Annotated in this window: 6 protein-coding genes; 5 read left to right on the top strand and 1 reads right to left on the bottom strand. The window is 75.6% G+C overall.

Going from position 1 to position 13,079, the window contains the following annotated elements; genetic code table 11:
- The 5 genes from VM95_RS41760 to VM95_RS23160 form a co-directional block, all read left to right on the top strand.
- The coding region (locus tag VM95_RS41760; RefSeq protein ID WP_244178906.1) for a condensation domain-containing protein at positions 1 to 877 on the top strand (877 nt) is incomplete at its 5' end.
- A 65-nt stretch (positions 878 to 942) separates the two neighbouring features.
- Positions 943 to 8,082: an amino acid adenylation domain-containing protein gene (locus tag VM95_RS23145; RefSeq protein ID WP_052707518.1), complete on the top strand. Its 7,140-nt coding sequence runs from the start codon at positions 943 to 945 to the stop codon at positions 8,080 to 8,082.
- A 77-nt stretch (positions 8,083 to 8,159) separates the two neighbouring features.
- Positions 8,160 to 9,152 (top strand): TauD/TfdA family dioxygenase, encoded by a 993-nt coding sequence (locus VM95_RS23150; protein ID WP_045699980.1) that lies wholly within the window; start codon positions 8,160 to 8,162, stop codon positions 9,150 to 9,152.
- Between the two features lie 12 nt (positions 9,153 to 9,164).
- Positions 9,165 to 10,412, top strand: coding sequence for an MFS transporter (locus VM95_RS23155; protein WP_045699981.1), 1,248 nt, complete (start codon positions 9,165 to 9,167; stop codon positions 10,410 to 10,412).
- Positions 10,413 to 10,484: 72 nt separating this feature from the next.
- Positions 10,485 to 11,255 (top strand): 2OG-Fe dioxygenase family protein, encoded by a 771-nt coding sequence (locus VM95_RS23160; protein WP_045699982.1) that lies wholly within the window; start codon positions 10,485 to 10,487, stop codon positions 11,253 to 11,255.
- 53 nt (positions 11,256 to 11,308) lie between these two features.
- Here the strand turns inward: VM95_RS23160 and VM95_RS23165 are convergent, their stop codons facing one another.
- Positions 11,309 to 13,066, bottom strand: coding sequence for an amino acid adenylation domain-containing protein (locus tag VM95_RS23165; RefSeq protein WP_045699983.1), 1,758 nt, complete (start codon positions 13,064 to 13,066; stop codon positions 11,309 to 11,311).
- Positions 13,067 to 13,079: the final 13 nt, after the last annotated feature.

A 13,079-nucleotide genomic window follows, 5' to 3' on the forward strand; every position in this document is an offset into this window, starting at 1 on the left:
CGCCGGTACGGACATTCCGATCGGTACGCCGGTGGCGGGGCGTGCGGACGAGGCGTTGGACGAGCTGGTCGGGTTCTTCGTCAACACCCTGGTGCTGCGTACCGATCTGTCGGGGGACCCGGGGTTCACCGAGGTGCTGGCCCGGGTGCGGGAGGCGGACCTGGCCGCGTACGAGCACCAGGACGTGCCCTTCGAGCGCGTGGTGGAGGCGCTCAACCCCGAGCGCTCGCTCGCCCGCCACCCCCTCTTCCAGGTCATGCTCCAACTCCAGAACGGCGCCGACGCCACCCTCGCCCTGCCCGGGCTGGCCGCCAGCGCCCAGCCGGTCGCCTTCGACGCCGCCAAGTTCGACCTCACCCTCGACCTGGCCGAACGCCACGGCAGCGACGGAACCCCGGCCGGCCTGCACGGCGAACTCACCTACGCCACCGAGCTGTTCACCCCGGAGACTGCGCGGCAGCTGGCCGCCGGCCTCGAAACGCTGCTCGGCCGCGTCGCCGCCGAACCCACCCGGCCGCTCAGCACCGTCGACGGACTGCCGTCCCCGCGCCCGGCCGTCCGGGCCGCCGACCGGGCCGCCCCAGCAGCAGCGCCCGGGCCACGACCGGACGGGGCCGGCGGGGCCGCGACCGTGCAGGCCCTGTGCGCGCTCTTCGCCGAGGTCCTCGACGTCGAATCCGTCGCCCCCGACGACAACTTCTTCGTCCTCGGCGGGCACTCCCTGCAGGTCAGCAGGCTCGTCAGCCGGGTCCGGGCGGAGCTCGGCCTGGAGCTGCGCATCCGCCAGGTGTTCGAGAGCGCCACCCCGGCCGGCCTCGCCGCCCGCCTGACCACCGCCCCGAAGGCGCGCCCCGCGCTGCGCCGCTCGTCGGTCTGACCGGACGGTCCGACCCCGACGCCGAGTGCGCGCACCGCCGAGTGCGCGCACCTCTAGGAGATCCCGTGTTCCCCGTGTCATACGCCCAGCGCAGGCTGTGGTTCCTCAACCGCGTGATCGAGACCGGCCCGGCCTACAACTGCCCGCTGGCCGTAAGGCTGCGCGGCCCGCTCGACCGCACCGCCCTCGCGGCGGCGCTGGCCGACGTGGTCGACCGGCACGAGCAGCTGCGGACGGTGTTCCCCGAGGTCGGGGGCGAGCCCGTGCAGCGGCCGCTGGACCCCGGGCCCGGGACGCCGGAGCTGGCGGTCACCGGGATCGGCGAGGGCGAACTCGCCGCCGCCCTGGCCGCGCAGGCCGGACACGTCTTCGACCTGACGGCCGAGGCGCCGCTGCGCGCCGTGCTGTACGCGCTCGGCGAGGACGAGCACGTGCTCAGCCTCGTGGTGCACCACATCGCCTCCGACGGCGGGTCCTGGGCGCCGCTGCTCGGCGACCTGGCGCAGGCCTACGGGGCGCGCCGCACGGGCACGGCCCCGTCGTGGGAGCCGCTTCCGCTGCGCTACGCGGACTACGCGCTGTGGCAGCGCGAGCTGCTGGGTTCGGCGGACGATCCGGACAGTGTGATCGCCGAGGAACTGGGCTTCTGGCGGGAGGAGTTGGCGGGGATCCCGGGGGAGCTGGCGTTGCCCTTCGACCGGCCCCGGCCGGCGGTGGCGAGCTACGCGGGCGGTGCGGTGCCCCTCGCGCTGGACGCCGAACTGCACGCCCGGCTGGCGGGGTTGGCGGCGGAGCGCGGCTGCACGCTGTTCATGGTGCTGCAGGCGGGCCTGGCGGTGCTGCTGCACCGGCTCGGTGCCGGGGAGGACATCCCGCTGGGCACCCCGGTGGCGGGCCGGTCGGAGGAGGCGCTGGACGGGCTGGTTGGTTTCTTCGTGAACACCCTGGTGCTGCGCACCGACGTCTCCGGCGACCCGAGCTTCCTGGACCTGCTCGACCGCGTCCGGGAGGCCGACCTCGCCGCCTACGAGCACCAGGAAGTCCCCTTCGAGCGCGTGGTCGAGGAGCTCAACCCCGAGCGCTCGCTCGCCCGCCACCCCCTCTTCCAGGTCATGCTGACGCTGGAGAGCGGCCGGGCACCGGCCCTGGACCTGCCGGGCCTCGCCTGCGCCGAACACCCGGTCGACTGGGACATCGCGAAGTTCGACCTGACCGCGGACTTCCAGGAACGGCGGGACGCCGCCGGCCGGCCCGCGGGGATCGGCGGCACGCTGGAGTACGCCACGGACCTGTTCGACCGGGAGACGGCCGAGGCCGTCGCCGCCGCCCTGACGCGCGTGCTGGCGCAGCTCGCGGCCGACCCCGCGGCCCCGGTGGGCGCCGTGGACCCGCTGTCCGCCGAGGAGCGCCACCGGGTGCTGGTCGAGTGGAACGACACCGACCGGCCCGCCCCGCGCGGAACCTTCCCCGAGCTGTTCGAGGACCGGGCCGCGCGGACCCCGCGGGAGACGGCGGTGGTCTTCGAGGGCGCCGCGCTGACCTACGCCGAGCTGAACGCCCGCGCCAACCGGCTGGCCCGCCGGCTGCGGGCCCGGGGCGCCGCGCCGGAGCGGCTGGTGGCCCTGGCGCTGCCGAGGTCGGCGGACTCGGTGGTGGCGATGCTGGCCGTCCTCAAGGCCGGGGCGGCGTTCGTCCCCGTCGACGTCACCTATCCGGCCGAACGCGTCACCCGGCTGCTGCGGTCGGCCGACCCCGTCCTGGTGCTCACCGACCGCCCCACCGCGGCCCTGCTGCCGCTGGGCGACCTCCCCCGGGTCCTGGTGGACGAGGACGCGCACGGGGAGTCCGCGGACGACCTCGGCCTGCGGCCGCACCCCGCGAGCACGATGTACGTCATCCACACCTCGGGCTCGACCGGGGAGCCGAAGGGCGTGGTGACCGAGCACGCGGCGATGCGCAACCTCTACGCCTTCCACCGCGACGGCGTCATCGCCCAGGCCGAGGCGGCCGCCGGCGGCCGCCGGTTCCGGGTCGCCCTGACGGCGGCGCTGTCCTTCGACACCTCCTGGGAGGCGCTGCTCTGGATGGTGGCCGGCCACGAACTGCACGTCATCGGCGACGAGGTGCGCCGGGACGCGGGAGCGATGGCCCGGCACGTCGTCGAGGCCGGCATCGACGTGCTCGACGTGACGCCGACGTACGCCGAGCAGCTGGTCGAGGAGGGCATGCTCGACGACCCGGACCGCCGCCCGAGCGTCCTGCTGCTGGGCGGCGAGGCGGCCGGCGCCGCCCTGTGGAGCCGGCTCCGGGCGACGGAGGGTCTGATCTGCCACAACCTGTACGGCCCGACCGAGTGCACCCTGGACGCGCTGTGGTGGGACGCGGCGGACAGCGAGGCCCCGCTGGTCGGCCTGCCGATCGCCAACGCGCGGGCGTTCGTGCTGGACGGCCGGCTGCGGCCGGTGGCCCCCGGCGTCCGGGGCGAGCTGTACGTGGCCGGCGCCGGGCTGGCCCGCGGCTACCTGGACCGCCCGGGCCTGACGGCGCAGCGCTTCGTCGCCTGCCCCTTCGTCCCCGGCGCCCGGATGTACGCGACGGGGGACGTGGTCCGGTGGGACCGCGAGGGGCGGCTGGAGTACCTGGGCCGGGCCGACGACCAGGTGAAGATCCGAGGCTTCCGGGTGGAGCTGGGCGAGGTGGAGGCCGCGCTGGCCCGCTGCCCGGGCGTGGCGCAGGCCGTGGTGGCGGCGCGGGAGGACGGGCCGGGCGGCCGCCGGCTGGTCGGCTACGTGGTGGCGGCCGGCGAGGGCGGCGTCGACGCGGGCGCGCTGCGCCGGCGGCTCGCCGCGGTGCTGCCGGACCACATGGTCCCCTCGGCCTTCGTGGCCGTGGAGTCGTTCCCGGTGACCCGGCACGGGAAGCTGGACCGGGCCGCCCTGCCCCGGCCCGACTACGCGGCGGCGGCGGCGCCGGCCGGGCGCGGACCCCGGGGCCCGCAGGAGGAGATCCTGTGCGGGCTGTTCGCCGAGGTGCTGGACCTGCCGCGGGTCGGTGTCGACGACGACTTCTTCCACCTGGGCGGGCACTCGCTGCTCGCGACCCGGCTGATCTCCCGCATCCGGTCCGTGCTGGGCGTGCAGCTGGGGATCCGTGAGCTGTTCCGGACCCCCACCGTCGCCGGCCTCGCCGCCGGGCTCGGGCCCGCCGCCCGCGCGCTGCGCCCGGCCCTGCGGGCGGCCGCCCGCCCGGAGCTGGTGCCGCTGTCCTCCGCGCAGCGGCGGCTGTGGTTCCTGAGCGAGCTGGGGCAGGGTGCGGACTACAACTGCCCGGTCGCCGTACGGCTGTCCGGCCCGCTCGACCTCGACGCGCTGGCGGCGGCGCTGACCGACCTCGCCGCCCGGCACGAGGTGCTGCGGACGGTGTTCCCCGAGCGGGACGGCGAGCCGTACCAGCTGGTCCTGCCGCCGGAGGCCGCCGCGGTCGGGATCCGCGTCGGCGCCTGCGGACCGGCCGGACCGGCCGAGGCCCTGGCGGCCCTGGGCCGCGAGGAGTTCGACCTCGCCACCGAACCGCCGCTGCGCGTCGCGGTGTTCCCGCTGGGCGAGGACGAGCACGTGCTGGGGCTGGTGCTGCACCACATCGCCTGCGACGGCGGCTCGTGGGCGCCGCTGCTGGGCGACCTGGCGCGGGCGTACGCGGCGCGCCGCGCGGGCGGGGCGCCGCAGTGGCCGGACCTGCCGGTGCAGTACGCGGACTACGCGCTGTGGCAGCGCGAGCTGCTGGGTTCGGCGGACGATCCGGGCAGTGTGATCGCCGAGGAACTGGGCTTCTGGCGAGAGGAGTTGGCGGGGATCCCGGGGGAGCTGGCGCTGCCCTTCGACCGCCCCCGGCCGGCGGTGGCGAGCTACGCGGGTGGTGCGGTGCCCCTCGCGCTGGACGCCGAACTGCACGCCCGGCTGGTGGGGTTGGCGGCGGAGCGCGGCTGCACGCTGTTCATGGTGCTGCAGGCGGGCCTGGCGGTGTTGCTGCACCGGCTCGGTGCCGGGGAGGACATCCCGCTGGGCACCCCGGTGGCGGGCCGGTCGGAGGAGGCGCTGGACGGGCTGGTCGGTTTCTTCGTGAACACCCTGGTGCTGCGCACCGACGTCTCCGGCGACCCGAGCTTCCTGGACCTGCTGGACCGCGTCCGGGAGGCCGACCTCGCCGCCTACGAGCACCAGGAAGTCCCCTTCGAGCGCGTGGTGGAGGAGCTCAATCCGGACCGCTCGCTCGCCCGCCACCCCCTCTTCCAGGTCATGATCCAACTCGACGAGGACGTGGACGACGACCTGCGGCTGGCCGGCCTGGAGGTCCGCGACGAGCCCGTCGCCTTCGACGTGGCCAAGTTCGACCTCCGGCTGGAGCTGACGGACCGGCGGGGCGAGGGCCGGGCCCCGGCCGGGCTGGACGGTGTGCTGGAGTACGCCACCGACCTGTTCGACCGCGCCACCGTCGCCCGGCTCGCCGCCTACCTGTACCGGGTGCTGGAGCAGGTGGCGGCCGAGCCGACCCGGCCCGTCCGCGCCGTCGACCTGCTCTCCGCCGAGGAGACCCACCGGATCCTGGTCGAGTGGAACGCCACCGACACCGAGGTGTCCGAGCGGACGGTGCCCGAGCTCTTCGCGCTGCACGCGGCCCGCAGGCCGGCCGCCGTCGCCGTGGTCTGCGGCGAACTCGCGCTGACCTACAAGGAGTTGGACGAGCAGTCGGACCGCCTGGCACACCGGCTGCGGCAGCTGGGCGCCGGCCCCGAGCGGCTGGTCGCGCTCGCCCTGCCCCGCTCGCCCGCCCTCGTGGTCGCCCTGCTCGCCGTCCTCAAGGCCGGGGCCTGCTACCTGCCGCTGGACCCGGCGCAGCCGTCCGACCGGCTGGCCGGGATCCTGCGCGCCGCCGCCCCGCCCCTGCTGCTGACCGTGGACGCCCTCGCCGACCACCTGCCCCGGGACGTGCCGGGGACGACCACCGTGCTCCTCGACGGCACCTCGGCGGACGAGCCCCCGGCCGACCGGATCGCCCCGCCGCACCCGGGCACCCCCGCCTACGTCATCTACACCTCCGGATCGACCGGCGAGCCCAAGGGCGTGGTCATCGAACACCGCTCGCTCAGCCTCTACCTGGCCTGGGCCCGGCACGCGTACCCGGCGGTCGGCGGGCGGGCGCTGGTCCACTCCCCGGTGGCCTTCGACCTGACCGTCACCGGCATCTGGGCCCCGCTGACCTCGGGCGGCGAGGTGCACCTGGTGTCCCTGACCGACGACCCGGCGGCGGACGGCGCCGCACCCGCCGTCCGGCAGCCCACCTTCGTCAAGGCCACCCCCTCGCACCTCGGCCTGTTCGGCGTGCTGCCGCCCGAGTACGCGCCCACCGGCCAACTCGTCCTGGGCGGCGAGCTGTTGCTCGGCGCCGCACTGGACGAGTGGCGGGCCCGGCACCCCGGCGTCACCGTGGTCAACGAGTACGGCCCGACCGAGACCACGGTCGGCTGCGGCGAGTTCCGCATCGAGCCCGGCGACCGGCTGCCGGCCGGCGGCATCACCATCGGGCGGCCGGTCTGGAACACCCGGTGGTACGTGCTGGACACCGCGCTGCGGCCGGTGCCGCCCGGCGTCACCGGCGAGCTCTACATCGGCGGCGGGCTCCAGGCGCGCGGCTACCTCGGCCGACCGGGACTGACCGCGACGCGGTTCGTCGCCAACCCCTTCGGCACCCCCGGCGCGCGGATGTACCGCACCGGCGACCTGGTGCGCCGGCGCCCGGACGGGCAGGTGGACTTCGTCGCCCGGGTCGACGACCAGGTCAAGGTCCGCGGCTTCCGGGTGGAACTCGGCGAGGTCGAGTCACTGGTCGCCGGGCAGCCGGGCGTCGCGGGCGCGGCCGCGGTGGTGCTCGACGACGGCCGGCTGGTCGCCTACGCGGTACCGGCGGCGGGCCGCCGGCTCGACGGCGCCGACCTGCGCGGCAGGCTCGCCCGGACGGTGCCGGAGTACCTGGTGCCGTCCCGGATCACCGTGCTCGACCGGCTGCCGCTGACCAAGAACGGCAAGGTCGACCGCGCGGCGCTGCCCGCCCCCGAGCCACTGGCCGCCGCGGCCGGCCGCGCCCCCCGGACGGCGCGCGAGGGCGAGCTGTGCGCCCTGTTCGCCGAGATCCTCGGCCTGGAGCGGGTCGGCGTCGACGACGGCTTCTTCGACCTGGGCGGGCACTCGCTGCTGGCCGTGCGCCTGGTCTCCCGGGCGCGGACGGCACTCGGCGCGACGCTCGGCATCCAGGACCTGTTCCAGGCCCCCACCGTCGCCGAACTGGCCGCCCGCCTGGAGTCCGGCACCGAGGGCCAGGACGCCTTCCCGTGCCTGCTCCCGCTGCGCACCGGCGGCTCGCTGGCCCCGCTGTTCTGCGTGCACCCCGGGGCCGGGATCGGCTGGGTGTACTCGGGGCTGCGGGACCGGCTCGACCCGGAACTCCCCCTCTACGCCCTGCAGTCCAGGGGGCTCAACGCCGGGGCGGAGCGGCCGGGGAGCGTCGAGGAGATGGCCCGCGACTACGTCGACCGGATCCGCGAGGTCCAGCCGTCCGGGCCGTACCACCTGCTCGGCTGGTCGTTCGGCGCGGTCGTCGCCCACGCCATGGCGGCGCGCCTCCAGGCGCTCGGCGAGGAGGTCGCCCTGCTCGCCCTGCTGGACGGCTACCCCGTCGAGCCGGACGGCTTCGAGGACCGCCCCGGCCAGGGCGCGGACGACGACGCGGAGATGCTGGCCGAACTGCTGGAATCGCTCGGCTACGAGCCGCCCGGCGAGCCCGGCGACCGGCTGCGGATGGCCGACTTCGTCGCACGGCTGAGCGACGGGGACGGACCGCTGGCGGGCCTCGGCGCGGACACCGTCGAGGCGATGGGCGCGACCTTCGTCGGCAACGTCACCCTGGCGCACCGCCACCGGCCGCCGCGGTACCGGGGCGACGCGCTGTTCCTCACCGCCACCCTCGACACGGCGGACGGCGAATCCGGCCGGAAGGCCTGGGCCCCCTACGTGACGGGCCGGATCGACAACCACGACATCGCCTGCGCGCACGGCGACATGATGAGCGCCGACGCCCTCGCCGCGATCGGCCCGATCCTCGGCGCGGCCCTCGCCGGACCGCCGAGCGCCGGCACGACCGGGACCGTCTGACGCCCACTCGGCCGCGGGCCCCCTCGAACTCCCTTCGCACCCCTGACGAACGACTCCTTATCGAGCCCGGAGGAACCATGCCCCATTCCGTGCGCACCGCGCACCCGACACCAGGAGACGCCGTCTTCTCGATCCCCGAGGACGAGGCGGCGGACATCGGGCGCGTCGCCCGCCGACTGGCGGCCGCGCCGCAGGAGGTGGACAGCGAGGCCTGGGTGCTCGCCGCCCGCGCCGCCTGGGAGGAGCTGCCGGCGGCCCTGCGCCGCCGCGTCCGCGCCTTCCGCCGCGACTCCGGCCCCGGCGGCGCCCTGGTGGTCCGCGGCCTGCCGGTGGACGAGGCGGCCCTGCCGGGGACCCCGTCCGCGGGCGGCTCGGTGCAGCGCGCGGCCAGCGTCCCCGCCGCGCTGCTGCTGATGACGGCCTGCGGTCTCGGCGACCCGACGGCCTTCCTGGCGGAGAAGTCCGGCGCCCTGGTCCAGGACGTCGTACCGGTGCCGGGGCAGGAGGAGTTCCAGGGCAACGCCGGCTCGGTGACCCTGATGCTGCACACCGAGAACGCCTTCCACGAGCACCGCCCGGACTTCGTGCAGCTGCTGTGCCTGCGGCCGGACCACGAAGGCGTGGCCGGATCGGTGACCGCGTCCATCCGGGAGGCGCTGCCGCTGCTGCCCGGGCCGGTCCGCGACGCGCTGGCGACGCGGGACTTCACCACCCACCCGCCGCCCTCCTTCGGCCCCGGCGGCGGCCCGGTGCCCCGGCACGCGGTGCTGACCGGCGACCCGGCCGACCCGGACGTCCGGGTGGACTTCGCCGCCACCCACGGCCTGACGCCGGAGGCGAAGGCCGCGCTCCTCGACCTGGAGGCCGCCCTGCACCAGGTGGCGCGCACCGAGCGACTGCGCGCCGGCGACCTCGCGATCGTCGACAACCGGGTGACGCTGCACGGCCGGACGGCGTTCCGGCCCCGCTACGACGGCCGGGACCGCTGGCTCCAGCGCACCTTCGCCCAGGCCGACCTGCGGCGCTCGCGCGGGCTGCGGCCGCGCGACGGCTACGTCGTCGCCGGCTAGGCGGAGGTGGACATGCTCGGGCGGAGCACCGGCGCGCTGCGCCACCGGGACTTCAGACTGCTGTGGCTGGGCGAGTCCGTCAGCCAGACCGGCAGCGCGGCGACCAAGGTCATGCTCCCGCTGGTCGCGGTGACGACCCTGAACGCGGACTCGTTCACGATGGGCCTGCTGGGCGCGGCGGCCTGGGTGCCCTGGCTGGTGATCGGCCTGCCGGCCGGCGCCTGGATCGACCGGGTGCGCCGCCGCCCGGTGATGATCGGCTGCAACACGGCCTCGGCGGTGCTGCTCTTCTGGACCATGGCGGCGGCCTGGTGGGGCATGCTGACGATCGGTCAACTCCTCGCCGTGGCCCTGCTCTCCGGCGCCGCCAACGTGTTCTTCGTCGCCGCCTACAGCGCCTACATCCCCTCCCTGCTGCCGCCGGCCGACCTGACCGACGGCAACGCCAAGCTCCAGATGAGCGAGGCGGCGGCGGAGGTCGTCGCCCCGAGCGCGGGCGGCGCCCTCGCCCAGGCGGGCGGCGCCGTCCTCGGCTGCCTGGTGGACGGCCTGACCTTCCTGCTGTCGGTGCTGATGCTGACCAGGATCCGCTCGCGGGAGAGCCCGGTCGCCCGGCGCCCCCGGGGCGAGCGGTCCCTGGGCCGGGAGATCCGCGAGGGCATCGGGTTCCTCGCGGGGGACCCGTACCTGCGGACGATCCTGGCCTGCGACGCGGGCATGAACCTGTTCCTGGCCGGGACGCAGGCCGTGGAGATCGTGTTCCTCAGCCGCACGGTCGGGCTGAGCGGCGGCCTCATCGGCGCGCTGATGGCGGCCGTGGGCCTCGGCGGCGTCGCGGGCGCCCTGCTCTCCCCGTGGCTGGCCCGCACCGTGGGCACGGCCAGGGCGGTCCTGCTGTGCGCGTTCTGCGGCGGCCCCTTCGGCCTGCTCATCCCGCTGACCAGCGACGGCCCGGGCCTGCTCGTCTTCCTGGTGGGCCAGTTCTGCCTCACCGCCTGCATCGTCGCCGGGAACGTCGTCATCGTCAGCTTCCGGCAGTCGTACTGCCCGCCCGGGATGCTGGGCCGGGTCAGCGCCGGCATCCGCTTCCTGATGTACGGCACGCTGCCGATCGGCAGCCTGCTCGGCGGCGCGCTGGGCGGGGCCCTCGGCGACCGCGACGCCCTGTGGGTGCTCTACCTGGGCAACGCGCTGTGCGCGCTGCTGCTGCTCCGGGGCCCGCTCCGGACCGAGCGGGCGCTCCCGGTCTCCACCGGCTGAGCACCGGCCCGCATTCCATTCACCCGACGAGGGTCCACCGCGGACCCGTCACGTCCCCTGGAGGACACCACCATGACCACCACCCCCTCCGAGCTCTCGAAGAACGGCTACGACCGCTGGGACCTGGCCGAGCACTTCGGCCTGACCGAGGCGGACGAGAACTACCGGACGCTCCGGGCCGCCTACGACGACCTCCCCGCCGACCCCTACGCCCCCGGCTCCGGCCGCCACCGCCGGTACGCCCGGGGCGTCTTCCTCCCGTGGTCGAAGGAGTTCTTCTGGATGCCGGCCACCGAGAGCCAGGCCCGCGAGGGCATGAACGGCTACTACCAGGGCGACAACAACCCCGAGTACGTCGGCGTGGTGCGCGAACTGCCCGCCATCAGCCAGGAGATCTGCGACAACCCGCTGCTCCTGGACCTGATCCGGTTCGACTTCGAGCAGACCCGCTGGAGCCAGGACGACGCCGTCTGGCCGCTGTACGTGGGCGTCCACCTGATCAAGCTGCACGTCGAGGACGGGGAGGGGGAGGCCGTCTCCTCCCCGAACGAGCTCCACCAGGACGGCGAGCCGTACGTCTTCTGCCACCTGATCTACCGGGACAACGCCGAGGGCGGCCACAACGTCGTCGCGACGCCCGCCCACCGCGGCAAGCAGCCGCAGGACGTCCCGGCGCACGACCTGCTCGCCGAGTTCGAGCTGGAGAAGCCGCTGGAGTCGTACGCCATCGCCGACGAGCTGGTCAGCCACTACGTGGCGCCGATCCGCAACGCCGGCGCCCCGCGCCCGGGCGAGCGGGCGATCATGCTGGCCGACTGGGTGCCGATGCGGCACCGCATCTGAGCGCCGTCCGGGGAGAGCCGCCGGCCGGCGGCTCTCCCGGGCGACGGGCTGCCCTATTCCGTGAGCAGGCCGGTGATCCCGGGGCTGCGGCGGAAGTCCGGGGCGGGGAGGGCCGACCGGTCCAGCTTCCCGTTCGGGGTGAGCGGGAGCCGTTCCAGGAGCAGGTAGCCGGCCGGCACCATGTGCTCGGGGAGCGCGGCGGCCGCCAGTGCCCGCAGGTCGGCCGGGGACGGCCGCGGGCCCGCGGGGTCGGGGACCACGTAGGCGACGAGCCGGCCGGCCTTGCGGCGCCCGGCGGACACCGCCACCGCGACCTGGGCCGCGCCCGGATGGCGGGCGAGGACGGCCTCGATCTCCCCGAGCTCGATCCGGAAGCCGTTCACCTTGACCTGGTCGTCCATCCGGCCGAGGTACTCGAACCCGCCGTCCGGGAGCTGCCGGGCGAGGTCCCCGGACCGGTACATCCAGCTGCCCGGCGCGCCGAACGGGTCGGCGACGAAGCGCTCGGCGGTGGTGTCGGGCCGCCGGGCGTACCCGCGGGCGACTCCGCTGCCCGCGATGCACAGCTCGCCCTCCTGGCCGGGCGCCACCGGGCGCAGCCGCTCGTCCAGCACGTGGATCCGCACCCCCGGGGCCGCCCGGCCGATCGGCACCGGCCCCTCGGCGACCCGGTCGCCGGGGCGGAGCGCGTGCTCCGTGCAGCCCACCGTCGCCTCGGTGGGGCCGTACTCGTTCACGACGGTCACCTGCGGGTGCCGCTGCCGCCACTCGGCCAGCATGCTGCCGAGCAACTGCTCGCCGCCGACCACCAGCTGGCCGGACGGGGAGAACCCGGGCGGGAGCAGGGGCAGCACGGCCAGGTGGCTGGGGGTCACCTTGAGGAAGCCGATCGGTACGCGGGCCAGGTTCTCGCGGGTGGTGAGGTCGTCGGCCAGCGCGGCCACGTGGACGCAGCCGCCGTGCAGCAGCGGGAGGAACAGCGCGGTGACGCTGAGGTCGAAGCTCAGCGAGGAGTGCAGGAGGGACGAGACCCGGGCGGCCGGGTACGCCTGAGCCGCCCAGCCGAGGTAGTGCCGCAGTGAGCGGTGCTCGATCACCACGCCCTTGGGGCGGCCGGTGGAGCCCGAGGTGTAGATGACGTAGGCGCTGTCGCCGGGAGCCGGTTCGCGCCCGCGTTCCGCCGGGGAGACGTCCTCGTGGTCCCGGGCCGTCAGCGGCACGGAGCCGTCGTCCTCGCTCAGCAGCAGGCCGGCGGCGATCGCGGCGCCGCCGGCCCCGTCACCGGTGTCGCGCGGGCCGATCACGCAGACCGGCCCGGCGTCCTGGACCATGAACGCCACCCGGGCGGCGGGGTAGTCCGGGTCGACCGGGACGTACGCCGCACCGGACTTGAGGACGGCGAGCAGGGCCACGATCGCCTCGTGGCCGCGCGGCAGGAGGATCACCACGACCTCCTCCGGCTGCGCGCCCCGGGCGATCAGCCGCCGGGCCAGCCGGTTGGCCCGGGCGTTCAGCTCGCGGTAGCTGAGCTCCACCTTGCCGTCGATCACCGCGACGGCCTCCGGAACCCGGGCGGCGGTGCGCTCGAAGACGCGGACCAGCGGTTCGTGTCCGTCCTCCGCCGTGGCCGTGCCCGCCGGGCGGATGTCCGCCCAGTTCCGCCGGACGTACTCCAGGCACTCCTCCTTGGTCGCCTCGGGAGCCGCCCGGTGCCAGCCGTCCGGAACGGTCGTGCCGGACGGCCAGAGGCAGTGCCGCCCCCGGTCGTTGACCAGAACGGAGAAGCCGGACGCGACGGTGTGGTTCGCCATGGGGTTGCGCTCC

This window comes from Streptomyces rubellomurinus (assembly GCF_000961885.1).
Taxonomy (GTDB): domain Bacteria; phylum Actinomycetota; class Actinomycetes; order Streptomycetales; family Streptomycetaceae; genus Kitasatospora; species Kitasatospora rubellomurina.

What these genes read in the sequence shown, in the direction of transcription:
- VM95_RS23165 (WP_045699983.1), bottom strand. Translation starts at nt 13,066, where the DNA reads ATGGCGAACCACACCGTCGCGTCCGGCTTCTCCGTTCTGGTCAACGAC.
- VM95_RS23150 (WP_045699980.1), top strand. Translation starts at nt 8,160, where the DNA reads ATGCCCCATTCCGTGCGCACCGCGCACCCGACACCAGGAGACGCCGTC.
- VM95_RS23160 (WP_045699982.1), top strand. Translation starts at nt 10,485, where the DNA reads ATGACCACCACCCCCTCCGAGCTCTCGAAGAACGGCTACGACCGCTGG.
- VM95_RS23155 (WP_045699981.1), top strand. Translation starts at nt 9,165, where the DNA reads ATGCTCGGGCGGAGCACCGGCGCGCTGCGCCACCGGGACTTCAGACTG.